25 protein-coding genes are annotated in these 24,477 nt (G+C 61.2%); 9 read left to right on the plus strand and 16 right to left on the minus strand.

From position 1 onward, the window contains the following. Positions 1–5 precede the first annotated feature (5 nt). Positions 6–1,244: a M20/M25/M40 family metallo-hydrolase gene (locus tag BLU52_RS08420; protein ID WP_090282745.1), complete on the plus strand. Its 1,239-nt coding sequence runs from the start codon at positions 6–8 to the stop codon at positions 1,242–1,244. 147 nt (positions 1,245–1,391) lie between these two features. On the opposite strand, the gene BLU52_RS08425 is transcribed toward BLU52_RS08420, so the two are convergent. The 8 genes from BLU52_RS08425 to BLU52_RS08460 all read right to left on the minus strand — a co-directional run bounded on the left by BLU52_RS08425 (position 1,392) and on the right by BLU52_RS08460 (position 9,665). Further along, a complete protein-coding gene (locus tag BLU52_RS08425; protein ID WP_024012471.1) occupies positions 1,392–2,261 on the minus strand; it encodes an isocitrate lyase/PEP mutase family protein in 870 nt (289 codons plus the stop codon). A 165-nt stretch (positions 2,262–2,426) separates the two neighbouring features. Next, positions 2,427–3,461: an arginine N-succinyltransferase gene (gene astA / locus BLU52_RS08430; RefSeq protein WP_090282746.1), complete on the minus strand. Its 1,035-nt coding sequence runs from the start codon at positions 3,459–3,461 to the stop codon at positions 2,427–2,429. A gap of 61 nt (positions 3,462–3,522) precedes the next feature. Beyond that, complete coding sequence (locus BLU52_RS08435) at positions 3,523–4,539, minus strand: arginine N-succinyltransferase (RefSeq protein WP_090282747.1); 1,017 nt, start codon at positions 4,537–4,539, stop codon at positions 3,523–3,525. Between the two features lie 118 nt (positions 4,540–4,657). Continuing rightward, positions 4,658–6,007, minus strand: a complete 1,350-nt coding sequence (locus BLU52_RS08440) for an APC family permease (protein ID WP_090282748.1) — start codon at positions 6,005–6,007, stop codon at positions 4,658–4,660. Positions 6,008–6,099: 92 nt separating this feature from the next. Beyond that, complete coding sequence (locus tag BLU52_RS08445) at positions 6,100–6,852, minus strand: N-formylglutamate amidohydrolase (protein WP_090282749.1); 753 nt, start codon at positions 6,850–6,852, stop codon at positions 6,100–6,102. Continuing rightward, the gene (locus BLU52_RS08450) at positions 6,836–8,167 is read right to left on the minus strand and encodes a glutamine synthetase family protein (protein WP_090282750.1); all 1,332 of its coding nucleotides are present in this window, start codon (positions 8,165–8,167) and stop codon (positions 6,836–6,838) included. Before BLU52_RS08450 ends, BLU52_RS08445 begins: the two co-directional genes overlap by 17 nt. Beyond that, entirely contained in the window at positions 8,164–8,808 is a 645-nt protein-coding gene (locus tag BLU52_RS08455) for an isochorismatase family cysteine hydrolase (RefSeq protein WP_090282751.1), read from the minus strand. The genes BLU52_RS08450 and BLU52_RS08455 overlap by 4 nt, the downstream gene beginning before the upstream one ends. Before the next feature lie 2 nt (positions 8,809–8,810). Beyond that, positions 8,811–9,665 (minus strand): MurR/RpiR family transcriptional regulator, encoded by an 855-nt coding sequence (locus BLU52_RS08460; RefSeq protein ID WP_090282752.1) that lies wholly within the window; start codon positions 9,663–9,665, stop codon positions 8,811–8,813. Positions 9,666–9,996: 331 nt separating this feature from the next. On the opposite strand from BLU52_RS08460, the gene BLU52_RS08465 reads away from it, so the two are divergent. Continuing rightward, complete coding sequence (locus tag BLU52_RS08465) at positions 9,997–10,566, plus strand: histidine phosphatase family protein (protein WP_090282753.1); 570 nt, start codon at positions 9,997–9,999, stop codon at positions 10,564–10,566. Further along, the gene (gene cobF / locus BLU52_RS08470) at positions 10,566–11,324 is read left to right on the plus strand and encodes a precorrin-6A synthase (deacetylating) (RefSeq protein WP_090282754.1); all 759 of its coding nucleotides are present in this window, start codon (positions 10,566–10,568) and stop codon (positions 11,322–11,324) included. Before BLU52_RS08465 ends, cobF begins: the two co-directional genes overlap by 1 nt. A 223-nt stretch (positions 11,325–11,547) precedes the next feature. On the opposite strand, the gene BLU52_RS08475 is transcribed toward cobF, so the two are convergent. Genes BLU52_RS08475 through BLU52_RS08485 form a run of 3 tightly spaced genes read right to left on the minus strand, consistent with a single transcriptional unit; the run spans position 11,548 to position 14,129 of the window. Next, positions 11,548–12,729, minus strand: a complete 1,182-nt coding sequence (locus BLU52_RS08475; RefSeq protein ID WP_090282755.1) for an acetyl-CoA C-acetyltransferase — start codon at positions 12,727–12,729, stop codon at positions 11,548–11,550. 11 nt (positions 12,730–12,740) lie between these two features. Next, positions 12,741–13,406 carry a CoA transferase subunit B gene (locus BLU52_RS08480; RefSeq protein ID WP_039762320.1) on the minus strand — a complete coding sequence of 222 codons (666 nt, stop codon included), beginning with the start codon at positions 13,404–13,406 and terminating at the stop codon, positions 12,741–12,743. A 24-nt stretch (positions 13,407–13,430) separates the two neighbouring features. Further along, a complete protein-coding gene (locus BLU52_RS08485) occupies positions 13,431–14,129 on the minus strand; it encodes a CoA transferase subunit A (RefSeq protein WP_090282756.1) in 699 nt (232 codons plus the stop codon). Positions 14,130–14,426: 297 nt separating this feature from the next. Between BLU52_RS08485 and BLU52_RS08490 the strand changes: the two genes are divergently transcribed. Further along, positions 14,427–15,308, plus strand: coding sequence for a LysR family transcriptional regulator (locus tag BLU52_RS08490; protein WP_090282757.1), 882 nt, complete (start codon positions 14,427–14,429; stop codon positions 15,306–15,308). Positions 15,309–15,557: 249 nt separating this feature from the next. On the opposite strand, the gene BLU52_RS08495 is transcribed toward BLU52_RS08490, so the two are convergent. Together BLU52_RS08495 and BLU52_RS08500 are read right to left on the minus strand one after the other, a co-directional pair. After that, positions 15,558–16,400 (minus strand): NAD-dependent protein deacetylase, encoded by an 843-nt coding sequence (locus BLU52_RS08495; RefSeq protein ID WP_090282758.1) that lies wholly within the window; start codon positions 16,398–16,400, stop codon positions 15,558–15,560. A gap of 52 nt (positions 16,401–16,452) precedes the next feature. Further along, entirely contained in the window at positions 16,453–17,499 is a 1,047-nt protein-coding gene (locus tag BLU52_RS08500) for a class I SAM-dependent methyltransferase (RefSeq protein ID WP_090282759.1), read from the minus strand. A 412-nt stretch (positions 17,500–17,911) separates the two neighbouring features. Here BLU52_RS08500 and BLU52_RS08505 point away from each other — a divergent pair, with 412 nt between their 5' ends. Together BLU52_RS08505 and BLU52_RS08510 are read left to right on the plus strand one after the other, a co-directional pair. Continuing rightward, entirely contained in the window at positions 17,912–18,751 is an 840-nt protein-coding gene (locus BLU52_RS08505; protein ID WP_090282760.1) for an HvfB family MNIO-type RiPP peptide maturase, read from the plus strand. After that, entirely contained in the window at positions 18,744–19,514 is a 771-nt protein-coding gene (locus BLU52_RS08510) for an HvfC family RiPP maturation protein (RefSeq protein ID WP_090282761.1), read from the plus strand. Before BLU52_RS08505 ends, BLU52_RS08510 begins: the two co-directional genes overlap by 8 nt. Positions 19,515–19,611: 97 nt before the next feature. Here the strand turns inward: BLU52_RS08510 and BLU52_RS08515 are convergent, their stop codons facing one another. Continuing rightward, positions 19,612–20,919: an ATP-binding protein gene (locus tag BLU52_RS08515; RefSeq protein WP_090282762.1), complete on the minus strand. Its 1,308-nt coding sequence runs from the start codon at positions 20,917–20,919 to the stop codon at positions 19,612–19,614. Next, positions 20,916–21,656 (minus strand): response regulator, encoded by a 741-nt coding sequence (locus BLU52_RS08520; protein WP_090282763.1) that lies wholly within the window; start codon positions 21,654–21,656, stop codon positions 20,916–20,918. The genes BLU52_RS08515 and BLU52_RS08520 overlap by 4 nt, the downstream gene beginning before the upstream one ends. Before the next feature lie 296 nt (positions 21,657–21,952). Here BLU52_RS08520 and BLU52_RS08525 point away from each other — a divergent pair, with 296 nt between their 5' ends. Genes BLU52_RS08525 through BLU52_RS08535 form a run of 3 tightly spaced genes read left to right on the plus strand, consistent with a single transcriptional unit; the run spans position 21,953 to position 23,916 of the window. Next, entirely contained in the window at positions 21,953–22,216 is a 264-nt protein-coding gene (locus tag BLU52_RS08525) for a DUF2790 domain-containing protein (RefSeq protein ID WP_090282764.1), read from the plus strand. Between the two features lie 29 nt (positions 22,217–22,245). Then, a complete protein-coding gene (locus BLU52_RS08530) occupies positions 22,246–22,668 on the plus strand; it encodes a hypothetical protein (RefSeq protein ID WP_090282765.1) in 423 nt (140 codons plus the stop codon). Positions 22,669–22,704: 36 nt separating this feature from the next. After that, the gene (locus tag BLU52_RS08535; protein WP_090282766.1) at positions 22,705–23,916 is read left to right on the plus strand and encodes a cytochrome c biogenesis protein DipZ; all 1,212 of its coding nucleotides are present in this window, start codon (positions 22,705–22,707) and stop codon (positions 23,914–23,916) included. A 17-nt stretch (positions 23,917–23,933) separates the two neighbouring features. Here BLU52_RS08535 and BLU52_RS08540 read toward each other — a convergent pair whose 3' ends face one another. Beyond that, positions 23,934–24,395: a GNAT family N-acetyltransferase gene (locus BLU52_RS08540; protein ID WP_090282767.1), complete on the minus strand. Its 462-nt coding sequence runs from the start codon at positions 24,393–24,395 to the stop codon at positions 23,934–23,936. Positions 24,396–24,477 lie beyond the last annotated feature (82 nt).

Below are 24,477 nucleotides of genomic sequence, written 5' to 3' on the forward strand. Positions count from 1 at the left end.
GCTTCATGACGTTCTCATTTCCTCGCTCCCTTTTGGCCGCCGGCCTCGGCCTGTCTCTGACCCTCGCTGCCACCGGCGCCTTCGCCGAACCGCACAAGCAAGTGCTCGCCGATGCCGAGCAGTACCAGCCCGAAGCGCTGAAGTTGCTCGAGCGGCTGGTCAATATCGACTCGGGTTCCGGTTACGAACCCGGTCTCAAGCAAGTCAGCGACATCGCCATCGATGAGCTGAAAAAGCTCGGCGCGACGATTGAACTGGTACCCAATACACCGGAAAAGTCCAGCCATGTATTGGCCACGCTGAAGGGCACCGGCAAGGCGAAGATCCTGCTGATGGCGCACATGGACACTGTTTTCAAGGAAGGCTCGGCGGCCGAGCGGCCGTTTCACATCAAGGACGGCCGCGCATACGGGCCGGGGGTGATGGACGACAAGGGCGGTATCGTCGCCGGAATTTATGCGCTGAAAGTGCTGAAGAACCTTGATTTCAAGGACTACGCGCAAATCACCTTCCTGCTCGATGCCAGCGAAGAAACCGGTTCGGACGTCGCCACCGACCTGATCAAGAAAACCGCCAAACAGCACGATGTGACCCTCAACCTCGAGCCAGGCCGCCCGGCCGATGGCCTGGTGGTGTGGCGCAAGGGCAGCGCAACGGCGCTGGTCGAGGTCAAGGGCAAAGCCGCGCACGCCGGTGTCGCGCCAGAACTGGGGCGCAACGCCGCCATGGAAGCGGCGCACCAGATTCTGCAACTGGGCAAGCTCGGCGATGAGGCGAAGAAGACCACTATCAACTTCACCGTGCTCAAGGCCGGCGATCGCACCAATGTGATTCCCGATCAAGCCACTGCCAAGGCTGACGTCCGCGCGGCGGTGCCCGAAGAGTTCGATCGGATCGAGAAGGACCTGGCGAGGGTCTCTCAGGACAAGCTGATTGCTGAAACCGAGGTGAAGACCTCGTTGCAGCGAGGCTTGCCGCCAATGCCGCAAACGGCCGAGTCGGATCGCCTGATGGCCATGGCCCAAGGCATTTACGGCGAGATCGGCCGCAAACTGACCGAGGAGGGCAGTGGTGGCGCGGCGGATGCGAGTTTGTCTGCCGGGGTTGGCACGCCGACGCTGGATGGTTTTGGCATTGTTGGCGGCAATATTCATACGCCCGAGGAATACGCCGAAGTGGCGAGCGTGGCGCCGCGAATTTATTTGTTGTCGCGGATGATCATGGAGTTGGCCAAGCCGCGGTGAAGGGTGATCGTTCCCACGCTCTGCGTGGGAATGCCTCTACGGACGCTCCGCGTGCGGCTTTGGCTGGGACGCAGAGCGTCCCGGGCTGCATTCCCACGCGGAGCGTGGGAACGATCATTGATGCGGTGAGGGGCTTTTGTTCGGGCATCACTCCTTGACGCTCATGTACTCCTTGGCCCAGAGAATGTATTCCTCCGGCTGGGTATACGTGTGGGTCAATTCCGTTGCGCTGAGATCGGCAGCCTGGGTGAAGATCTGCCGTTGCTCGCGCAGGCTGTCGTAAGTCGCTTTGATCGCCGCAAAGTAAGCACCGTGCCCGTCGATGGTCACGCGCACACCCAGCTCGGCCAGGCGTTTGTCATCGCGCAACGCTGGGTTGCCGTAGGTCACCAACATTAGAGGTACGGTGAGGTGCTCGGCGATCTGCTCGAGCTGATCGAAATCCTGTACGCCAACCATGCAGATGCCATCGGCGCCCGCCGCTTGGTATTGGCGGGTGCGGCTGATGATTTCCTGATTCGGCAGAATGCCGGCATTGGTGCGGGCAATGATGGCCATTTCCGTGTCGACGCGGGCTTCCAGCGCCGCGCGGATCTTGCCGACGCCTTCGGCGACGGTGATCAGATCGGTAGATTTACGGCCGAATTGCGCTGGCAGCAGGGTATCTTCGATGGTCAGTGCAGCGACGCCGGCGCGTTCCAGTTCGACGATCGTGCGCATCACATTCAGGGCGTTGCCGTAGCCGTGGTCGGCGTCGGCGATCACTGGCAATTGGGCTACGCGGCCGATACGGGTGGCTTGTTCGGCGAACTCGCTGAGGGTGATCAGGGCAAAGTCCGGGGCGCCGAGGACCTGCAACGAGGCCACGGAGCCGCCGAGAATCCCCACTTCAAAACCGAGATCGGCGGCGATGCGCGCCGACATCGGATCAAACACCGAAGCCGTGTGGTAGCAGGTGTCGGAGGCCAGCAACTGACGGAAGTTACGGCGCAAATCTTGATGAGAAAGCCTGGTCATTCGAGTTCCACCAATACAAAGGAATGGAACGGCTTGAACAAATGTGTCAACGCCGAAGAATGAAAAGGCTATCACGCGAATGGGTCAATGATCATGACGAATTTGCGCAGGCAGCCTGCGCGACCTGCTGTTTGCTGAAAGGATTTACCCTGACGGTAGCAACGCTCAGGCTGCCACCGCCTGTTGCTGTTGATTTGGCAGCATGACTGCCCGTACCGAATTGCCCGGTTGCAGTTGCAGGCGTTTGGCGGTGAGGCGGTCGATCATCAGGCTGCTACCGACGCGGCGAGCATGGGCCACGGTGATGCGGCAGTTCTCCAGCCGGCGGTTGTGAATCAGCCACAAGGGTGCCTGTTCGTCCGGGCTGCCCAGGCTCAAGGTCAGTTCTGCGCTGTCGCGCACGGTGCGGATATTGTGCAGCGGTGCTTCGATCACCGGGCCTGCGTCGAAGATATCGATGTAGCCCTTGTGAGCGAAACCTTCAGCCTGGAGGATTTTCAGCGCCGGCTCGGTGTTCGGGTGCGCCTGACCGATGGCGGCCTGGGCTGCTTCGGTGAGCATGCAGGCGTACAGCGGCTGGCGCGGCATCAGCTCGGCGATGAAGGCTTTGTTGCCAAGCCCGGACAAGTAGTCGGCATGGCTGAAATCCATCTGAAAAAAATGCCGACCGAGACTGTCCCAGAACGGCGAACAGCCTTGTTCGTCGGCGCTGCCGCGCAACTCGGCAATCATCTTTTCGCCGAACAAATGCGGAAATTCCGCAGCGAACAGCAAGCGCCCGAGCGATAGCAGGCGACCGTTGCTGCCGTGGCGCTGGTCGTGACTCAGAAACAGCGAGCACAACTCCGACTGGCCAGTCAGTTCATTGTTGAGGAACAGTGTCGGGATCTGCCGTTGAATGCCCAGATCGGGCGCCGAACTGACCGTCACCCCGACCCGATAGTTGTACCAGGGCTCGCGCATGCCGACCGCCCCGGCCATCGCGCTGACGCCGACCACGCGCATGTCGTCGTCTTCGAGTACAAACAGATAGTCGGCATCGGCGCGTTCGACCTGTTCGGCAAACGCCCGTTGCGCCCAGCGTACGCGATGAGTCAGGCGCTCTTCATTGGCCGGCAGGGTGGTGAACCCCGGGCCAGCCTGGTGCACCAGAGCCATCAGGGCGGGCAGATCGCTGACTTTCACCGGGCGGACAATCATCCTGTAACTCCTTCTGTGCGCCTGTTCGGGCGTTGTCGTTGACTGTGCAACCGGGCGGGATTCACAGGGCAATCAGCCGGATCGGGTTGCCATCGGTCACGTTCAGCGCCGCGCACATGGCTGGAGTGAGGGAAAGCGGTTGATCGGGGTGGTAGTCGAGTTCGGCGACGATGGCGCGGAAGCCGTGCAGCGCTTCGTTGCTCAGTAGAAAACGGCCACGCGCATCGATGTGCGCCTCTTGCCGCACGCTGGCGATCTGGCTGTGGGTGATCGATCGAATGTTGGCTGTACGCGCGTAAAGGGTCGGGCCAGCATCGAACAGATCGATGTAGCTGTTGGTCTCGAAGCCTTCTCGTTCGAGAATATCGAACGCCTCCTGACCATCCGGGTGGACGCGACCGATACAGTCCTGCGCCGCGGGCGGCAGCATTGGCACGTAAATCGGGTATTGCGGCATCAGTTCGGCGAGAAACCGCCGGCTCTGCAGGCCACACAAGCGTTCGGCCTCGGCGTACGGCAGGTCGAAGAAGTGCTTGCCCAGCGCATCCCAGAATGGCGAGTGCCCGCCCTCGTCGCTGTAACCAACGATTTCGGTGATCACCGCTTCGGCAAAGCGCGGCGCATGGGCAGCGATGAACAGCAGTCGTGCCCGTGACAGCAACTCGGAAAACGGCGTACGCACCAGCGCCGCGTCGATGTGGAAGCCGCGCAGCAACGTATGGTCGTTAAGATCGTGGCACAGCGACAGCGCTGGCACACCGTGCTCGATGTTCAGCTCACGCGACGCGCTGGTGAAATGGCGGTTGCGCAGGCTGTAGAAGGGCTCGTCGTGGCCGGCGGTGGCGAGAATTTCCGAGCAGCCGCGCAAGCGCTGGCTGTCGAGGTCTTCGAGCACGAAGCAATAACTCTCCGGGCCATGCACTGCCGCAGCGCTGGCAAACGAGGCGATGGACGCGGCAGTTTTCTCGCGCAGGCGTTCGCTGTCGTCCGGCAGCGAGGTCACGCCCAGCAGGCTGTCGCGGGCCAATTGTTGTAGCTGGGGCAGGTCAGTCTGCTCGACCGGGCGTAAGACCAGCATGGATGTACTCCTGTATCAAAAGGTTCGGCGATGGCGCCGAACCTGACTATCACTGTCGGTTTCCACGCAATAAATCGGCAGTCGCCTGACTCGTTGTCAGACGCTGCTCTTTTTCTTGTCAGCCGTTACTCGGATCCGGTAGCGCGGTGCTGGCCCCGAGTTTGTTGAGGAAGAACAGGTAAACCAGACCCAGGGCAATCCAGATCAGGCCGAGTTTCTGCACATCGACGCCCATGTTGTACATGATGGCCGCGACGATGATGAAACCGACCACCGGGCAGAGCAGATGACGCACGATCTGACCGGACTTCTGCCGACGCCAGTAGTAGTTGATCACAGTCAGGTGCAGCAGCATGAAACCGCTCAGTGCGCCGAAGTTGACCAGCGAGGTCAGGGTGTCGACCGAATTGATGAACAGGTAGCAGATCACCAGCGACAGCACGGCCACCAGATAAATGCTCAGGTACGGCGTGTTGTGTTTCGGGTGCACCTTGGCCAGCACTCTCGGCAACTTGCCATCGCGGGCCATGCCGAACAGCAGACGCGATACGGCGGCTTGCGAGGTGATGGCAACCGCCACGCCCCAGGCCAGCGCCGTGGCGACTGCGGTGAGGGTCGCGAGCCAGCTGCCGGCGGCGATTTCGGCAATTTCATAGAACGCGGTGTCGGCGGATTTGAACCCCATGCCCGCCGCCAGATCGGTGGCAATCCAGGTTTGCGCAACGAAAATCACCCCCATCACCACCAAGGTGATCAGCGCTGCCTTGCCGACGCTCTTGCCGGGATCGCCCTTGATTTCTTCGGCGAGGGTAGAAATTGCGTCAAAGCCGAGGAACGACAGCACGGCAATCGACACTGCTTGCATCAGCAGGGCGAAATTGAAGGTTTCCGGATGATACAGCGGCGCCAGCGTCAGCTCGCCGTTGCCGCCGCCGTTGTGCAAGGCATTCCATGCGTAGAACAGGAAAATCCCCAGCACCACCAGTTGCGCGAGCAGGAAGACGATGTTCATCCGCGCGGTGAAGGTGATGCCGCGCAGGTTGACGAACGTCGCGCTGACCAGGAATGCGAGAATGAAGCCGACTTTCGGAATGTCGGGATACAAATGGTTTAACGCCATGGCCGCGTAAACGTAGAGCAGCGGCGGAATCAGCAGGTAATCCAGCAGCATCAGCCAGCCGGCGAGGAAGCCGACGTGTTGATTCAGGCCGCGTTGCGCATAGGAATACACCGAGCCGGCGACAGGAAAGGCCTTGGCCATGCTGCCGTAGCTCAGCGCGGTGAAGAGCATCGCCACCATGCCGATGATGTAGGCCAGTGGCACCATGCCCGGCGCCTCGGCGTTGACGTAGCCATACACACCGAACGGGGCGATGGGGATCATGAAGATCATCCCGTACACCACCAGGTCGGTCAGCGTCAGGCTACGTTTCAACTCTTGTTTGTAGCCGAATTGTTCAATTTCCATGAAGCCTACCTCCTTGTCAGCCAATCGGTCGTTTCAGTTGTTGTCGGTCCGTCGTTTACAGCGCCAGCGGTGTTTCTCTACAGCAACATCGATTACAGCAAGGGTGTGAGGTAACCGGCCCAGCGCGACACGGCTTCAGGGCTGCGCAACAAGTCGTTGCGTACCTCGATCAGCACCGAGTCGAGGCCACGGGCGTCGCCATGCACCGGCACGGTCATGTCGCCCAGCGGGTCGATGCGGTACGGCTGATTGCCGGCCACTTTCAGCGGATGCGCCTCGAGCCCGTCGAGCAGGCGCTGTGCATAGGCCTTGGCCTGGCCGAACAGCACGCCGACTTCCAGCGGTCGTGGCTGGCCGTAATACACCGGGGTGAAACTGTGAATGCCGACCACGCGTACAGGTTGCCCGTGGGCGATGCGTTCGTCGATCAACGTTTGCAAACGCGCGTGAAACGGCTTGAACAGCATCTGCCGACGATATTCACGAGTGGCTTCGTCGAGTTCGCGGTTTCCCGGTACCTGATAGATCTCGCTTTGCGCCGGAATGCTGTCCGCGGCGTGCCGTGGCCGGTTCAGGTCGATCAGCAGCCGCGAATAGTTGGCGCTCAGCAAGGTGGCGCCAAGTTGTTCGGATAGCTGTTCAGCCAGTTGCAGAGCGCCAATGTCCCAGGCGATATGTTCTTGCGCGGCGGCATCATCCAGGCCCAGATTGTTCAGGGCTGCGGGGATATAGCGGCTGGCGTGTTCGCACACCAGAATCAACGGGTGTGTCGAATCCTCGCGTATCAGGTTGTAGGCCGGCCGGGTATACAACCCGAGCTCGGTGGATTCAGTACAGGCGTGCATAGTGCTCACACAAGTCAGCGGGCGAGAGCTGTTCCGTCAGCGCCAGTTCCTCGGTTTTCAGGGCGTAATAGGTGTCGAGCAATGGCTTGGGCAGCCACTCGGTTAACGCGGAGCTGTTGCGCAGGCATTCCAGCGCCTGGGCCAGTGAGGCGGGGAGGGCGACGATGCCCCGGGCCTTGCGTTGCTCGTCGTTGAGTGAATCGGGGATTTCATCGGTGATCGCGTTCAGCGCCAGGCGCTGTTCGATGCCCAGCCTTCCGGCAATCAGCAACGCGGCCATGGCCAGATGCGGCGAAGCGGTGGCGTCCATCGCGCGGAATTCAACATTGAACTGCTGGGCGACGGACTTGCCGCCGAGGTTCACCGTTGGGCAGATGCGCAGCGCCGCTTCGCGATTCTGATGACCCAGACACGCGTAGGACGCGCTCCAGTGATGCGGCTGCAAGCGCTGGTAAGACACCGGCGTCGGCGCGGTAAACGCACACAGCGCCGGCAAATAATGCAGGATCCCCGCCGCCCAGTGCTGGCCCATGCTCGACAGGCCGTTGCTGGTGCCGGCGTCGTAAAGCATTGGCTGGCCTGCCAGATCGAGCAGACTCACATGCAAATGCACGCCGTTGCACACTGCGTCGGCCTTGGTTTTCGGCGCGAAGGTCAAGTCGAGGCCCAGTTGCCGGGCGATCTCGCGGCTGATCTCGCGCACGTTCACCGCACGATCAGCCGCCGCCACGCCGAGGGCCGGGCGACAGGTGATTTCGTACTGGTGCTTGCCGTACTCGGGCAAAAACATTTCTGGCTCGACCCCGCCGGCGCGCAAGGCACTGAGCAGCCAGCCGCCAAACTCGGCGCCCTGACGCTGGGCCTGGAGGGAAAACGCCAGATGCTCGGCGGACCCGGCGTGCAGATTGAATTCGTGTTCGAACGCCGCGTTGACCTGCAGGCCCAGTTCATCGCGATAACGCTCGATTTCATCACGCAGCAACGTGCGCGGACAGGCGCCCCACGGGCAGCCGTCGGTTTCGCGAATATCGCCGTGGATGAAATCCAGGGCGGGGGCATTGGCGTCCGGGCCATTGCTGACGATGACCCGGCTGCTCAAATCGGGGATCAGCCGCAAGTCACCATACGCACCCCACGGATTGGTCGAGGCGATGATGTCCTGTGGCGTCAACGCGCTGTTGGCCGGCACCCAGCCGCATCCGGTGGCTTGATAATGCTCCAGTTCATCGGTGGGAAACGAGCGGCCACGGGTGATGCCGATCAGGTCAGTAGTGATCAGCGTGGTCAGCGGCAGCGGTGTCAGGCGCGTGCTCATGCCTGCATCTCCTGCAAGCGGCCAAGCACGGTGTCGGTGTCGGTGATCCAGCAGTAACCCTTGATCGCGTTGAGGCAGGCGTGATGGCGTTCTGCGCTATAGGTGGCGCAGGCGTCCTCCACCAGCGTAACCAGATAACCGCGGTCAGCAGCGTCGCGCACGGCCATGTCGACGCATTGGTCGGTGACGATGCCGGCGATGATCAAATGGCGGGTTTCGAGGTTGCGCAGGACGTAGTCGATGTTGGTCGAATTGAACACGCCGGAGGAGGTTTTCGGCAGAACGATTTCGTTTTCCGCCGGGGTCAGTTCAGCAATGATCTGCGCCTGCGCGCTGCCTTTGGGCAGGTGCATGTCTGACAGTTTGTGATCGAGTGAACGGTCGCGGCCGTCGGCGGTCAGGCTTTCGATGATCGTGTGCAGGACGTTCTGCCGGGCCTGCCGAAACGCTGCGAGCAAGCGTTGCTGGTTGGGCACCACGTGAGTGCGTGCGCGGCTGAGGAAATATTCGGCATCAGGCCCCGTCAGGTGAGCATCGAACTGCGGTTCGAGCCAGGCACGCTGCATATCTACCAGCAACAGTGCGGTGTGGTCGTTGGCATACGGCAAGTCACGCGGCGAGCGGTGGGGAAGGCTGAACATCCTTATTTATCCTCCAGCAGATGGGTGTTGAAGTCGTTGCGCAGGGCATCGATGCCTTCCAGGCGATCGGCCAGATTCTCGGTGCGCAACGTCAGGCAGGCGATCAGCGCCTCGACCTGCGCCAGCGCCGGGACCATGGTGTCGAACGGCGAGGCCGATTCGACCGGAGCGCTGATGATCAGGTCAGCCAGTTCGCGCAGGGGGGAGGCATATATATCGGTGAACAACACCACCCGGGCATTGGTGTTTTTCGCGGCACTGGCGACGCGCAATGCCTGGGTCTGGTAGCGGCGATAGTCGAACAGCAGCACCACGTCCTGGCGTTGCAGATCGAACAGCCGATCGGGCAGTTGCGCGTTGTCCTCCAGCGCAAAGCAACCGGGGCGCAACAGCCGCAAGTGGTTGAGCAGATAGGTGGCCATCAGGCTGCTGAAGCGTCCGCCAAAGCAGTACACCTGATGCCGCGCATCGAGCAGCCAGTCGGTAAGGATGCGCACGTCTTCCGGTTGCGTCAGCGACTGGGTCTCCACCAGCAGACGATGACTGTCGCCCAGGTAGTGGCTCCAGGCGTCGTCCTTGTGTTGCTGGGCGCGTGGTTGCAACAGCGTGCGCGGCGAGCGCAGGCGATGGTCCATGTCGCTGAGCAGGGCGTCCTGAAATTCGGCATAACCGCCGAAACCGAGTTTTTTCACCAGACGTACGATGGTCGGATCGCTGACCCCTGCGTGTTCGGCCAGCCGCGCCATCGGGCCCAGGCCATTGCGCGGGTACTGATCGAGCAAGGCGCGAACGACTTTGCGCTCCGACGGCGTAAGATCCAGGCCGGGTTCGGTGATCAGGTCTCTGAGAGGGGGCATCCGGGCTCCTGCTGGATGAGGGGTGTTGAATCTGCTTCATAATCCGTTAAAACAGTATTTATGTAAGTGGCGTTACATGTCTAGCGAATTTTTCGGCGTGTTGAAGCGGCACCAAAACAGGGCGAGACGCCCGTGTAACAAGGGCTTCACGAATGTCGACTGGTCTTGTAGTCCATTGCCCATGCCAGCGTCAGAAGTTGCCTTATGGGAATTCATTCCAATGGGCGCAGATAATCTGGCATCCACCCGGCAGCCCCCGGTTTACGGCACAATTGCTGCCGGTTCAGAACCATGTCCTTGATTGCAGCAGTGACCGACCGGAGCGCTTCCCGTGCAGACAACGCGTTTGACATTGATGTGCCATGCACGAACCGTCGCACAGAAACTGGCGTGTTTTCCTACGAATGAGCCTGTTGAAAACACCGGGCTGGCGCCGACTGCACTGATCGCGCGTTTCAATACTGCGCCGCGTTTGCTCTGCGCGCCGGAATTGCGCACGCGCCAGACGGCGGCGTGGTTTGGCGCGGATGCGCAAATCGACGAAGCGCTGCGCGACTGTGATTGGGGGCGCTGGAGTGGCGTATCGATCAAGGATCTGCAACGCAGCGAAGAGGCAGCCCTGAACAGCTGGCTGCGCGACACCCATGCGGCGCCGCATGGCGGCGAGTCGGTAGCACAACTCTGTAAGCGGGTAGCGGGATGGCTGGCCAGTGTGCAAGCGACTCCGGGTCATGTGCTGGCGGTGACTCATCCGTTTGTCATTCGCGCAGCGCTGACCGAAGTCATGCGCGGGTCGGCGTTTCATGACATCGATGTCGAACCGTTGTCGACGGTTGAATTGCGTTTTAGCGGCCGCTGGCGCTTGCTACTACCCGGCCTGGCTGTGGCAGGAGCTTGCTGATGAAACAATTGCTGGTGATCGGCATCGGTGCCGGAAATCCCGACTACATCACGATGCAGGCGGTCAAAGCGCTGAATCGGGTGGACGTGTTCTTTCTGATGGACAAAGGCCCGCGCAAGGACAAGCTGATCGATTTGCGTCGGGAAATCTGCGCGCAATACATCAGCGACGACCGCGATTATCGTTTCGTCGAAGCCCACAGCCCTGAGCGCGAGCGCGATGCAGTCGACTACACGGCCAGTGTCGATCACCTGAACAGAGCCAGACAGCGCACCTTTCAACGGCTGATCAATGACGAATTGTCAGACGGCCAGTGCGGCGGTTTTCTGGTTTGGGGCGACCCGGCGTTATACGACAGCACGGTGCGCATTCTTCAGGCGATATTGGCGTCGGGTGCGTGCGCCTTTGAATTTCAAGTAATCCCCGGCATCACCAGCGTTCAGGCACTCGCGGCGCAGCACAAGCTGCCGCTGAACACGATTGGCCGCTCCATTGAAATCACCACCGGACGGCGTCTGGCCGCGGGGCAGGTGAGTAACACGGACAGTCTGGTGGTGATGCTCGATGCCGAGGATGCTTATCAGCGCGTGGCCGATGCGCAAACAGAGATCTATTGGGGCGCCTATCTGGGCACGCCGGACGAGATCCTGATCAGCGGTCGGCTGGCGGACGTGGCAGATGAGATCGAAAGGGTGCGCAAGGCGGCGCGGGCGGAGCATGGGTGGATCATGGATACGTATTTGTTGCGCAAACCCTAGGTGGGTGGTGTCTGAGCTGGCCCTATCGCGAGCAGGCTCACTCCTACACTTGATCGGGTTTGCAATTCCAATGTAGGAGTGAGCCTGCTCGCGATAGGGGCCAGAACAGCCAAACACGTTTTGGACAGGCAAAAAAACACCCGGTGCAACGCAAGTCACACCGGGTTTTTGTTGCCGGCAAACAGCGAATGTCGTGGATCCGTCGCCTGCCGCGAACTCGTTTTCAGCCGCGTTCCAGCGCCAACGCCACGCCCTGGCCGCCGCCGATGCACAAGGTCGCCAGACCTTTTTTCGCATCACGCTTGAGCATTTCGTGGAGCAGGGTCACCAGTACCCGGCAGCCCGACGCACCAATCGGGTGACCCAGCGCAATGGCGCCGCCGTTGACGTTGACCTTGTCCAGATCCCATTGCAGATCCTTGGCCACCGCCAGCGATTGTGCGGCAAAGGCTTCGTTGGCCTCGATCAGGTCGAGCTGCTCGATGCTCCAGCCGGCCTTGTCCAGGCAGCGGCGGGTCGCCGACACCGGGCCGATGCCCATGATCGCCGGGTCGACGCCAGCATTGGCGTAAGCGGCGATTTTTGCCAGCACCGGCAGGCCGAGGGCCTTGGCTTTTTCGGCACTCATCAGAATCACCGCCGCCGCGCCGTCGTTCAGCGACGAAGCGTTGCCCGCGGTGACGCTGCCGTCCTTTTTGAACGCCGCGCGCAGTTTCGCCAAGGATTCGGCGGTGGTGTCGCCGCGTGGCTGTTCGTCGACTTTGAACGCGAGCGGATCGCCTTTGCGCTGCGGAATCAGGATCGGGGTGATCTCGTCGACAAAACGACCCGCCTCGATGGCCGCGGCCGCTTTCTGTTGCGACGCGGCTGCGAAGGCGTCTTGCTGCTCACGAGTGATCTGGTATTTATCGACCAGGTTTTCGGCAGTGATGCCCATGTGGTAGTCGTTGAACGCGTCCCACAGGCCGTCGCTGATCATGGTGTCGACGATTTGCGCGTGGCCCATGCGCAGACCGGTGCGCGCGCCTGGCATCACATAGTTGGACAGGCTCATGTTTTCCTGCCCGCCAGCGATGATCACTTCGGCGTCGCCACAACGGATTGCCTGTGCGCCGAGGTGCAGGGCTTTCAGGCCCGAGCCGCAGACCTTGTTCAGGGTCATTGCCGGCACCGCGTGGGGCAGGCCGGCCTTGATCGCGGCCTGACGCGCCGGGTTCTGGCCGGCGCCGGCGGTCAGCACCTGGCCCATGATCACTTCATCGACCTGGGCACCGTCCAGACCGGTCTGCTCAAGCAACTGGCGGATCACCGCCGCGCCCAGATCCACCGCGGACACGCTGGCCAGCGAGCCTTGAAAACTGCCGATCGCGGTACGCGTGGCGGCAACAATGACGACGTCTTGCATTTTCGAATTCCTCACTCGGCAGCGAACTGCATTTCCGGTACGTGATCCGGGACGATCAGTTTACCAGCGGTTTTGGCGACGATTTCCTCGACGCTGACGCCAGGTGCGCGTTCCTTGAGGACAAAAGCGCCATTTTCGATTTCCAGATAGGCAAGGTCAGTCAGCACACGCTTGATGCAACCGGCGCCAGTCAGCGGCAGGCTGCACTTGGCCAGCAGCTTTGACTCACCGTCCTTCGATGCGTGGGTCATGATCACGATGATGTTGTCGGCGCCGGCCACCAGGTCCATCGCGCCGCCCATGCCCTTCACCAGTTTGCCGGGGATCATCCACGAAGCGATGTTGCCTTCGACATCGACTTCGAACGCGCCGAGCACGGTCAGATCGACATGGCCACCGCGGATCATCGCGAAGGATTCGGCGGAGTTGAAGATCGACGCGCCGATTCGCGCGGTGACGGTCTGTTTGCCAGCGTTGATCATGTCGGCATCGATGGTTTCTTCGGTAGGAAAAGGCCCCATGCCGAGCAGGCCGTTTTCCGACTGCAGCATGACTTCCATGCCTTCGGGAATGTAGTTGGCGACCAGGGTCGGAATGCCGATGCCGAGATTCACGTAGTAGCCGTCCTGCATTTCGCGGGCGACGCGCTGAGCCATTTGTTCGCGGGTAAGTGCCATGGTTTTATTCTCCGTCAGCCTGGATTATTTGCGGATGGTGCGCTGTTCGATGCGTTTTTCGAACGTGCCGCAAATGACCCGATCGACGTAGATGCCCGGGGTGTGGATCTGCGTGGGGTCGAGTTCGCCGGGTTCGACGATTTCTTCGACCTCGACCACCGTAATCTTGCCGGCAGTCGCTGCCAGCGGATTGAAGTTCTGTGCGGTGTGACGGTAAACGACGTTACCGAAGTGGTCGGCTTTCCAGCCTTTGACGATGGCGAAGTCGCCGGTGATGGATTCTTCCATCAGATATTTGCGCCCGTTGAACTCGCGCACTTCCTTGCCTTCGGCGACCGGGGTGCCGACGCCGGTCGCGGTGAAGAACGCCGGAATGCCAGCACCGCCGGCGCGCATCTTCTCGGCGAGGGTGCCTTGCGGGGTCAGGATGACTTCGATTTCGCCTTTAAGCAGTTGCTCTTCGAACAGCTTGTTTTCGCCAACGTAGGAGGCGATGACTTTGCTGATCTGGCGGTCGGACAGCAGCACGCCGAGGCCGAAGCCGTCGACGCCGCAGTTGTTGGAAACCACGGTGAGGTCGCGGGTGCCTTTGCGCTTGATCTCGGCGATCAGGTTTTCCGGAATGCCGCACAGGCCGAAACCGCCGGCGATGACGGTCATGCCGTCCTCAAGCCCGGCCAGGGCTTCCTCGTAGGAACTCACGCGCTTGTCGAAACCTGCCATATGCACCTCTTTTATTATTTGCGGGCGGCTGGCTAGCCGAATGACTGGAGTGTCGCGCCGCAGGATATATTTGTTAAGTTGATTTTTAAGGTTGATTGATTGATAAAGCTCAATAGTGCCCGGCATGATCGTTCCCACGCTCCGCGTGGTAACGCCTCAAGGGACGCTCTGCGTCCAGTGACGCCGAGCGTCACGGGCTGCATTCCCACGCGGAGCGTGGGAACGATCACAGTGTCAGGCTTGCAGCTTGCAGCTTGCAGCTTGGCGCTTGTTGCTTAGAGCTGGAGCGCAGCGACCATGACCATCAAACAGATCCGCGCCTTTCTCGCCGTGGCTCAGAGTCTGAGTTTCGCCGTGGCCTGCGAGCGTTTGCACCTGTCGCAATCGGCGTTGAGCCTGACCATCAAGGCGCTGGAGGAGGGCCTGGGTGGCCGTTTGTTCAGCCGCAACACGCGTAATGTGGCGCTGACTGCTGAAGGCGAGTCGCTGCTGCCACTGGCCCGGCGTCTGATTGCCGATTGGGACAACGCCGAAGACGAAATGCGCCAGCGCTTCAGCCTGCAACGCGGGCGGGTGACGCTGGCGGCGATGCCATCGTTTGCCGGCAACCTGCTGCCGCCGATCCTGAAAACCTTCCGCGCGCGTTATCCGAACGTCAACGTCACGGTAAACGACGTGATCAATGAGCAAGTGCTGGAAATGGTCCGTGACCGTCAGGTTGAACTGGGCGTGGCGTTTGAGCCGATGCAGAGCACGTCGCTGACCTTCACCCCTTTGTACATCGATCGCTTCGTTGCCGTGGTGCCGAAGGATTCAATCCTGGCCCAACGCACCGAGATCGACTGGCAGACGTTATTGCAGGAACCGTTCATCACCTTGCAGCGGCCATCGACGGTACGGGTGATGCTGGAGGAGCATTTGCAGGCGCGGGGCAAGAAGTTGCCGGTGGAATTCGAGAGCCATCAATTGGCGACGGTCGGGCGCATGGTCGCCAGCGGGCTTGGGGTGAGTGCGGTGCCGGCATTGTGCGCCGAGCAGATGCAGGAACTCGGCGCTCAGTGCCTGACGCTGAATGATTCGGTGGAACGCGCTATCGGCGTGCTGACTGAACCGGGCAATGAACTGTCGGCGGCGGCGCAGGCGTTGTTTGATATTTTCAAGGCTGAAGATTTGCGGTAACAGTCGATGGTGACCCTCACCCCAGCCCTCTCCCGGAGGGAGAGGGAGCCGATCGAGTCGTCTCGCGTCCTGCATCGATCTGCAAAACCGAGTCGATTACGGATCCATGTTGTACGTTTTCCAATTGCGGATTCCCAGCAAGACGTCCATGTCGCAACAGCACTCGAACATCCCCGGATCGGTCCCCTCTCCCTCGGGAGAGGGCTAGGGTGAGGGGGCGGTTTCAAGTCGAACACCCAATCCAGTAGCTCACCGCTCCAGCGCCAACGCCAACAAAGGCAGCAACCGCTCACACGAAGCCTCGATCTTCAAATCCAGCAACTCATCCGCCCGGGTCTTGCCCAGGTTGATCGCTATCAGCGGCTTGCCATGATCGGCAATCACTCGGCACAAACGGAACGCCGAGTAAGCCATCAACGAAGACCCGACCACCAGCATGCCCCCGGCAGTTTCCGCGGCGTTCATCGCCCGTGCCGCCGTGTGCTGCGCGACGTTTTCACCGAAAAACACCACGTCCGGCTTCATCCGTTGACCCGCGCAATGCGGGCAGTGGGGTACCTGAAAGCGTGCTTCGAAGGCGGGGTCGAGCAAGGTGTCGCCATCAGGCGCCTGCACCGCATCGACGCCGGCCAGATAGGGATTTTGCTGCTCCATCAACTGCTGAATCGCATCGCGCTCACTGCGTTGGCCGCAGTCCAGGCACAGCACCCGATGCAGGCTACCGTGCAGTTCGATCACATCATGACTGCCGGCCTGATCGTGCAGGGTGTCGACATTCTGCGTGATCAAGTCGCTGATCAACCCTTGGCGCTGCAAACCGGCGAGGGCCTCGTGCGCTGCATTCGGCCGCGCCTGGCGCACTCGCGGCCAGCCAAGCATCGCCCGCGCCCAATAACGTCGGCGTGATTCCGGGGCGGCAAGAAACTCCTGATACATCATCGGCTGCCGGCCACGCCGTACTCCTTCGCTGTCACGGTAGTCGGGAATGCCCGACGGGGTGCTGATGCCGGCGCCGGTCAGCACCAGAAAATCGCCATTGCCCATCAGTTGTTGCAGGGTCTCGAGGTGTTCGCGGGTCGGGCTGTCGAGCATGGTCAGCGTTCCGGAGAAGACGATGCCAGCAGGTTAGCACGACCCGCGCGGGTTACTTGCGCGCCTCCAGAATCAGGTTGAACGGTGTCTGGCTGGCACGGCGGAATTGCTTGAACCCGGCTTCAGTGAAGACCTTGCGCAAGCGCATTTCCCCCGCCTGAGCACCGAGGCCCAGGCCGACTTCCTGCGACAGCGAGTTCGGCGTGCAGATAAAGGTCGACGCCGCATAAAACAGCCGCCCGACCGGATTGATATTGTCGTCCAGCGTGTCGTTGGCGAACGGCTCGACCAGCAACACCGTGCCGTCATCCTTCAGCGCTGCATGGGCGTGACGTGCGGCGCCGACCGGGTCGCCCATGTCGTGCAGGCAGTCGAAATAGCAGATCAGGTCGTAGTCATCGCCGGGGTAGCCTTTGGCCGAGCCCTGAAAGAACGTCGCCCGGCTGCTGACGCCGCCTTCCTCGGCGCGCTGGGTGGCGACGCTGATGGATGGCGCGTGATAGTCGTAGCCGACGAAACGCGAATTGGGAAACGCTTGCGCCATGATCACCGTCGAGGCGCCGTGACCGCAGCCGATGTCGGCGACTTTCGCGCCTTCTTCCAGCTTGGCCACTACGCCGTCCAGCGCCGGCAACCATTCTGCGATCAGATGGCCCTTGTATCCCGGACGAAAGAAACGTTCGGTGCCGCTGAACATGCACGGGTGATGATCGCCCCAGGGCAGGGCGCCATTGCCGCGCATGGCTTTGACCAGTTTGTCCTTGTCATGGAAAAACGACGCCACGACGCCGAGCCCGCCGGCCACGTAAACCGGCGAATCTTCTACGGCCAGGGCCAGCGCCTGTTCTTCCGGCAGGCGGAACTGCCCGTCCTGATGCTCCATGTAACCGGACGCCGCATGGGCGCTGAGCCATTCGCGGACCAGACGTGGATTGCAGGTGGTTTTTGCCGCAAGGGCATCGGCACTGATCGGCTGACTGTCGGCCATCGCCCGGTACAGCCCGAGTTCTTCGCCGACGATGACATTGGCCAGCATCGCCGCGCCGCCCATGTCGCTGACCAGTTTGCCCATGAATTGGTTGAGCTTCGCCTCGTCCATCATGTGTGCTCCTGAAAACAGGATCACAGTCCGGCGGCGTCGAAGGTCGAGGCGTGCGCCACCGGGCGGTGGTCGCGGAAACGGGCAGGGCACGACTGAAGTCCTGCGTCCCCCTCAACTGGGTAATGAAACAGTCTAGCTGCCGTCCGGGCGTAATGCCGACTTTGTGAACAATGAAAAATCTGTGGGAGCTAGCCTGCTCGCGAAAGCGTGAATCAGACAATGAAGATGTTGAATGATGAACCGCATTCGCGAGCAGGCTCGCTCCCATAATGAATTCGCAATCGAGCTGTATCTTTGTGTATCCCGGCCACCGAGCGATACACACGCTTGCAAACCTGCGGTCCGTTGCACACAGCGGCGATACAGCCGGCGCTTCAACTGGGTCAAACCCACTTCAGAGGCATTCCCCGTGCAAACGCCGCTTTCATCACTGCGACCCAGCGTCGGCCTCGGCCTGCGCCGTGGCCTGCTCAACGATTTGCGAAACGCCCGCCCGGGTAATTTCGATTTTCTCGAAGTTGCGCCGGAAAACTGGATCGGCATTGGGGGGGCGCACGGCGCGGCGCTGGGTGAACTGGCCGAGCGTTATCCGTTGTCCTGCCACGGCTTGTCGCTGTCGCTCGGTGGTCCGGCGCCGCTGGATGTGGGTTTCCTGCAGGAAGTGCGGGTGTTTCTCGACCATTACAACGTGCCGCTGTACAGCGAACACTTGAGCTACTGCAGCGATGACGGTCACCTTTATGACCTGCTGCCGCTGCCCTTTACCGAAGAAGCGGTGTATCACGTCGCCGCGCGCATCCGTCAGGCGCAGGACATCCTCGGCCGGCGTCTGGCGGTGGAAAACGTCTCCTGTTACGCCGCCCCGCGCCAGGACATGGACGAAGTAACCTTCACCAACGCCGTGCTGCGCGAGGCCGATTGCGATCTGCTGCTGGACGTGAATAACGTCTACGTCAATTCGGTCAATCACGGCTTCGACCCGCAGGCGTTTCTTGCGGGCATCGAGCCGGGGCGGGTGGTGGGCATGCATGTCGCGGGGCATTTCGATGAGTCCGATACGCTGAAGATCGATACCCACGGCGCCTCGGTCAAACCCATTGTATGGACATTGCTCGCACAGGCCTATGCGCGATTTGGTACGCAACCCACCTTGCTGGAACGGGATTTCAATTTCCCGGTCTTTGCCGAACTGGTTGCCGAGTTGCAGACCATTCGCCACCTGCAAGCAGGAGGGTGCGTGCATGGATAACCTGCAACGGCAACAACAGGCGCTGACCCGCTACCTGCGCGATCCCGAACAGCAGACGCCGCCCAGCGATATGAATGCTGCGCGGGTTGAGGTTTATCGTGAGCTGGTGTTCAACAACCTGTCGCAGTTGTTGAGCGCGACCTTTCCGGTGCTGATCCGGATCATCGGTGAATCACGCTGGCGCTTGCTGGTGCGTGGCTTTTTGCGTGACTGGCGTGCGCAGACGCCGAAGTTCGCTGAGATCGCCGAGGAATTTGTCGATTATCTGGCGGCGCAACCGCAGGTTTTGCAACAAGGGCAGTTGCCGGCGTTTCTGCTGGAACTGGCGCATTACGAGTGGGTGGAGATGGTTTTGCAGCAATCCGATGCACCCGTGTTGGCGCTGACAGATCCGGCACTGTTGCTGCAGCGCCCGTTGCAGGTTTCGGCGCTGGCCTGGCCGTTGGCCTATGTCTGGCCGGTGCATGAACTTGACCCGCACAACCAGCCCGATGCGCCACCGGCGCAACCGACCCTGTTGCTGGTGCGGCGCACGGAGGATTTCAGCGTGAAATTTTCCCTGCTGAGCCCGTTGGCCTTGCGCTTGTTGCAGCGCATTGGCGAGTTTGCGGCGCTGACGGGCCTTGAGCAGTTGCAGGGTCTGGCACAGGAGGCCGGGCAAGCGGCCAGTGACGCGTTCGTCGACGACGGCCTGGCGTTGCTGCGACAGCTGCATGCGGATCGGGTGGTTGGCACCACTCGAGTGAAACACAAGTCATTGTAGGAGTGAGCCTGCTCGCGATAGCGGTGTGTCAGCCAATGCAAATATGTCTGACCGACCGCCATCGCGAGCAGGCTCACTCCTACAATTATGTGTGCGCTTATTGGTTGATGGGCAACGCCAGTTCCGCACACAGCCCGCCACCCTCACGATTACGCAAGGTCAGCGTGCCACCCAGCGCCATCGCCAGTTGCTGAGCAATGGCCAGGCCCAGACCCGTACCCCCGGTATCGCGATTACGCGAATTCTCTACCCGGTAAAACGGCTGCAGCACCTGCGCCAGTTCGGCTTCGGCGATGCCCGGGCCGCGGTCGAGTACGCTGATCGACAGACTGGCGCCGTCCGCCGCGACGTGGACTTCAGCAGCGCCGGCGAACTTCAGCGCATTGTCGGTGAGGTTCACCAGCACCCGGCGCAAGGCGTGCGGGCGGGTGTCGATGACCGCTGCGCTGTGGCCGACCAGTTGCACCTGTTTGCCCATGTCCTGATAGTCGAACACCAGGCTTTCGAGGAAGGAATCCATGTTGGTGCGCCGGCTCTCTTCGGTCGAACCGTGGACGCTGCGCGCATAGGCCACGCCTTCGCGTACCAGATGTTCCATCTCGCTGAGATCGTTCCACAGTTTGTCTTTCTCGGCGCAGTCGTCCATGAACTCGGCGCGCAGTTTCATCCGGGTGATGGGTGTTTGCAGGTCGTGGGAAATTGCCGCCAGCAGTTGCATGCGCTCTTTCAGGTAGGCGGCGATGCGCGCCTGCATGGTGTTGAAGGCACGCGCCGCGTAAACCACTTCGTTCGGACCTGATTCGTCAAGTTTGATCGGCTGGGCGTTGGGATCGAGGGTTTCCACGGCGTTGGCCAGGCGGGTCAGCGGGCGGATCGCGATGCGCACCGCCAGCCAAGTGCAGGCGATCATCAACGCCAACTGGCCGAGCAGCACCCCCGGCAACCACGGTGACAGCGGGGCCATGGCCGGGCGCACGTCGATGGTCAGCGGGCTGCCGTCGCTAAGGCGCAGGTGGCCCTGAAAGTGTTGGCGTGGCCCGGGTATGTCGGTGAAGGTCAGCGGATAGCGCTCACCGATGGCTTCGGTGATCGAAGTCACCGCCACGGGCACATCACGGGCATCGATCGGCGTGCCCGGATCGCCCTCGTTCAGCAGGTAACCGTAATTCTGGCGCGCCAGACGGGTGAGCCACGCCGGACGTTCTTCGACAGGCAGGCGATCAAGGATTGCAACCGAGGTGGAAACGTCGGTTTCCAGGTTGCCCAGCATGGTGTTCTTCGCGCTTTCGTAGCGCTCGTAGTACTGCGCGCTAAACGACAGCGCCTGGGCGAGGATCAGCCCGATCAGGAAAATCAGCGACAGGCGCGACGCGAGGGTGCGTGGCCAGTGCAGATTGAGGGTCACGCCGGCGCCCCGAGAATCTCCACCGGCAACGAAAACACATAGCCCTCGCTGCGCACGGTCTTGATATACGCCGGTTCGCGCGCGTCATCGAGCAGGCGCTGGCGCAGGCGGCTGACCAGCAGATCAATCGAGCGGTCGAACAGGTCGGCATCGCGGCCCTGGGTCAGGTTGAGTAACTGATCGCGGCTGAGCACTCGTTGCGGATGATCGAGGAACACCCGCAACAAGCGATACTCGGCGCCGCTGAGGGCGACCATGGTGCCGTCGGTGTCCAGCAGGTGCCGGGCCGAGGTGTCCAGTTGCCAACGGCCAAAGGCGAGCAGCCGACCTGCTTCAGTCACCACCAGATTTGGCGGCAGCATCCGCGTACGGCGCAGCACGGCGTTGATCCGCGCCAGCAATTCGCGCGCGGCGAACGGTTTGGTCAAGTAGTCGTCGGCGCCCATTTCCAGGCCGATGATGCGGTCGGTTTCATCGTTGCGCGCGGTCAGCATCAACACCGGCGTGGCTTTGTGTTTGCCCACGCGCAACTCCCGGCACAGCTGCAGGCCATCGTCGCCGGGCATCATGATGTCGAGCACGATCAGGTCGACAGTGTTGGCTTCGAGGAAGCTGCGCATCTGCCGGCCATCGGCGACGACTGTCGTGCGCAGGCCGTTTTTCTTCAGGTAGTTGCCCACCAGCTCACGGATCTCGCGGTCGTCGTCGACGATGAGAATGTGATCGACATGTTCCATGGGTTCAAGCCTCTCGGAAAGGGGATGCCATGCAGTCTATAGCGCCTGCATCGGCGCGCCTGCCAGCCTTTGTATTGCAGTGTATCTGCCGTGTCGACAGATACACGGATACGCAAAAACAGGATTTTTCCGCGGTTTTGTATCGCTCTGTATCGTGCGGTGGCAGGGATACACAGCGAATGAAACGCGCCTGTTCCTGACACAGACGCGATACCTCGCGAGCTTTAAATAGGTTCCATCGAGGCAAATGCAGGACGCCTCGGCCCAAACCCAATGAAGCCTTGAGGAGTACCGCCATGAACAACAAATCCGTAGTCGCCGCCTGCCTGTTTGCCGCTTTGAACATCTGCACCCTGTCGGCCCGCGCCGAAGCGGCTGCCGCCCCGCAAACCTACACCTACGGCACCCACCTGGATATCCACAAAGTGATTTCGCTGGAGCAGGACAACTCGGTGGCCTGCGGCATCGTCGAAGCGCGCATGACTTACCTCGATTCGGCCGGCACCACCCGCGTACTCGATTACAGCAAATTCGCTGACGGCTGCAACAACGACAACTGATCCATCACTCTTTCTGGAAGGTAAATATCATGAACAACGTATCGCGCTTTTTGACTGCCATTGCTTTCTCCCTGGCCGGCGTAGCCGCCCATGCCAATGCCGCGGTTGAACAACCTGGCTGCCACAGCAGCACCTGCTTCCAACTGACCCCGGTGGCCACGCAAGGCACCGACGGCTTGCTCGCCGCGGACGGCGCCAGCCGCACACCGCAAGGCCAGATGTTCGCCGCGGACGGTTCCAATCGCACACCGCTGGGCCAGATGTTTGCTGCGGACGGTTCGAGTCGCACGCCGCTGGGCCAGATGTTTGCTGCGGACGGTTCGAGTCGCACGCCGCTGGGCCAGATGTTTGCTGCGGACGGTTCGAGTCGCACACCGCTGGGGCAGATGTTCGCCGAGAACGGCGCCAGCCGCACGCCGCAGAGCCAATGGCTGCAAAGCCAGAGCGCCTGATTGCTCATCACCGTCATATAGAAAAGGTGACTCACCATGTACCTCATCGCGTTTCTTGGCGGTCTGCTGACCGTGCTCAGCCCCTGCATCCTGCCGGTGGTGCCGTTTCTGTTTGCCGGTGCGCAGCGTAGCCGCAGTTCGATCCTGCTCATCCTCGGCGGCATGGCCCTGACCTTTGCGCTGATCTCCAGCCTGGCGGTGGTCAGTAGCGAGTGGGTGATTCAGGCCAGCAACACCGGACGCCACGTCGCGCTGATCGTGATGAGCGTGTTCGCCCTGTCGCTGATCTCGGCGCGCATCGGCGACTGGCTGACCCGACCCTTTGTGATGCTCGGCAACCGTCTCGACCCGCAGGCACAAAACAAGGCCGGGCCGCTGGGCTCGATCATGCTCGGTGTCGCCACCGGGTTGCTGTGGGCCCCGTGCGCCGGGCCAATCCTGGGCGTGATTCTCACTGGCGCCATGCTGCAAGGGGCGAATGCGCAAACCAGCCTGCTGTTGCTCGCTTATGGCGCCGGCAGTGCCTTGTCGCTGGGCGTGCTGATCTTCGCCGGTCGTGGCCTGGTCAACCGCTTGAAACCATCGATCCCGTTTACCGGTTGGTTGCGTCGCGGTGCCGGTGTCGCGGTGCTGGGTGCGGCTGCGGTAATTGCCACGGGTTTCGATAAAATCTTGCTGGCGAGCACCTCTTCCGAAGGCGTAGCCAGTGTGGAAAAAAGCGTTCTTGAAAACGTGCCGAAAGTCGTCGACTACCTCGTCACCAAGGTCCGTGCGGACTCGCCGATGGAGGAGGGCAAAGGCTCGATGCCGCCGCTGACGGGCGCGGTGCAATGGCTGAATTCGCCAGAGCTGAGCAGCGAATCCCTGCGCGGCAAAGTGGTGCTGGTGGACTTCTGGACCTACGACTGCATCAACTGTCAGCACACCTTGCCTTATGTGAAGGACTGGGCGAAAAAGTATGAAAAGGACGGCCTCGTGGTGATCGGGGTTCATACGCCGGAATACGGCTACGAGCGGATCATCGATAACGTCAAGGATCAGGTAAAGAAACTCGGCATCACCTACCCGGTGGCGATCGACAATAACTACGCGATCTGGCGCAACTTCGATAACCAATACTGGCCGGCGCATTACCTGATCGACGCCAAGGGGCAGGTGCGTTACACCCACTTCGGTGAGGGGCGCTACGAGGCGCAGGAGCAGATGATCAGACAACTGCTGGATGAGGCCAAAGCCCCGGCAGCCTGATCAGCGAAACCAATGGCTCAGAGGTCGCGGACCATGAGCCATTGCTCGTTTCCCCAGGCTTGAAAGGTTTCCAGTACTTGCCAGCCACGTTTGGCGTAGTAATCCCGCTGGGTTTGCGTATGCAGGTACAGACGTGGCCAACCGCGATCTTTCGCCTCCTGACAAACCCCTTCAATCAAGCGTTCCGCCAACCCCTGTCCGCGGGCGTCAGGGCTGACGAACACGCAGGCCAGCCAAGGTCCGAGATCAGGCCGCTGGGCGAGGTCGGTACGAGCCAGTGCGGCGCCACCGATCAACTGCTGATCGTCGAGGGCAACGAGGCAAGGCCAGTCACCATTGCTTTGCCCTGCGGCGAATTCGCGTTGCCAATCGGCGAGTGGCTGGTGAGCGTATTCGTAGGAGAACTGGCTGTGAATCCATTCGGCATAGCGGTCGCTGTGGTGCAGGTGATCGGCTAGCCAGACGAGGTGCGGTGACATCGGTCGAGTCCTTTCCTGAATTGAGCGTGCATGAAAGACCAATCTTTCCGTGCAGGCAATCGTCGAGGTGTTTCAAGCGCTT

It is taken from the genome of Pseudomonas granadensis (assembly GCF_900105485.1).
Taxonomy (GTDB): domain Bacteria; phylum Pseudomonadota; class Gammaproteobacteria; order Pseudomonadales; family Pseudomonadaceae; genus Aquipseudomonas; species Aquipseudomonas granadensis.

What these genes read in the sequence shown, in the direction of transcription:
- BLU52_RS08540 (WP_090282767.1), bottom strand. Translation starts at nt 24,395, where the DNA reads ATGTCACCGCACCTCGTCTGGCTAGCCGATCACCTGCACCACAGCGAC.
- BLU52_RS08450 (WP_090282750.1), bottom strand. Translation starts at nt 8,167, where the DNA reads ATGAGCACGCGCCTGACACCGCTGCCGCTGACCACGCTGATCACTACT.
- BLU52_RS08525 (WP_090282764.1), top strand. Translation starts at nt 21,953, where the DNA reads ATGAACAACAAATCCGTAGTCGCCGCCTGCCTGTTTGCCGCTTTGAAC.
- BLU52_RS08485 (WP_090282756.1), bottom strand. Translation starts at nt 14,129, where the DNA reads ATGGCAGGTTTCGACAAGCGCGTGAGTTCCTACGAGGAAGCCCTGGCC.
- BLU52_RS08435 (WP_090282747.1), bottom strand. Translation starts at nt 4,539, where the DNA reads ATGCTGGTCTTACGCCCGGTCGAGCAGACTGACCTGCCCCAGCTACAA.
- BLU52_RS08510 (WP_090282761.1), top strand. Translation starts at nt 18,744, where the DNA reads ATGGATAACCTGCAACGGCAACAACAGGCGCTGACCCGCTACCTGCGC.
- BLU52_RS08495 (WP_090282758.1), bottom strand. Translation starts at nt 16,400, where the DNA reads ATGCTCGACAGCCCGACCCGCGAACACCTCGAGACCCTGCAACAACTG.
- BLU52_RS08440 (WP_090282748.1), bottom strand. Translation starts at nt 6,007, where the DNA reads ATGGAAATTGAACAATTCGGCTACAAACAAGAGTTGAAACGTAGCCTG.
- BLU52_RS08460 (WP_090282752.1), bottom strand. Translation starts at nt 9,665, where the DNA reads ATGCCCCCTCTCAGAGACCTGATCACCGAACCCGGCCTGGATCTTACG.
- astA (WP_090282746.1), bottom strand. Translation starts at nt 3,461, where the DNA reads ATGATTGTCCGCCCGGTGAAAGTCAGCGATCTGCCCGCCCTGATGGCT.
- BLU52_RS08455 (WP_090282751.1), bottom strand. Translation starts at nt 8,808, where the DNA reads ATGTTCAGCCTTCCCCACCGCTCGCCGCGTGACTTGCCGTATGCCAAC.
- BLU52_RS08530 (WP_090282765.1), top strand. Translation starts at nt 22,246, where the DNA reads ATGAACAACGTATCGCGCTTTTTGACTGCCATTGCTTTCTCCCTGGCC.
- cobF (WP_090282754.1), top strand. Translation starts at nt 10,566, where the DNA reads ATGAAACAATTGCTGGTGATCGGCATCGGTGCCGGAAATCCCGACTAC.
- BLU52_RS08445 (WP_090282749.1), bottom strand. Translation starts at nt 6,852, where the DNA reads ATGCACGCCTGTACTGAATCCACCGAGCTCGGGTTGTATACCCGGCCG.
- BLU52_RS08490 (WP_090282757.1), top strand. Translation starts at nt 14,427, where the DNA reads ATGACCATCAAACAGATCCGCGCCTTTCTCGCCGTGGCTCAGAGTCTG.
- BLU52_RS08480 (WP_039762320.1), bottom strand. Translation starts at nt 13,406, where the DNA reads ATGGCACTTACCCGCGAACAAATGGCTCAGCGCGTCGCCCGCGAAATG.
- BLU52_RS08425 (WP_024012471.1), bottom strand. Translation starts at nt 2,261, where the DNA reads ATGACCAGGCTTTCTCATCAAGATTTGCGCCGTAACTTCCGTCAGTTG.
- BLU52_RS08420 (WP_090282745.1), top strand. Translation starts at nt 6, where the DNA reads ATGACGTTCTCATTTCCTCGCTCCCTTTTGGCCGCCGGCCTCGGCCTG.
- BLU52_RS08520 (WP_090282763.1), bottom strand. Translation starts at nt 21,656, where the DNA reads ATGGAACATGTCGATCACATTCTCATCGTCGACGACGACCGCGAGATC.
- BLU52_RS08475 (WP_090282755.1), bottom strand. Translation starts at nt 12,729, where the DNA reads ATGCAAGACGTCGTCATTGTTGCCGCCACGCGTACCGCGATCGGCAGT.
- BLU52_RS08500 (WP_090282759.1), bottom strand. Translation starts at nt 17,499, where the DNA reads ATGGACGAGGCGAAGCTCAACCAATTCATGGGCAAACTGGTCAGCGAC.
- BLU52_RS08535 (WP_090282766.1), top strand. Translation starts at nt 22,705, where the DNA reads ATGTACCTCATCGCGTTTCTTGGCGGTCTGCTGACCGTGCTCAGCCCC.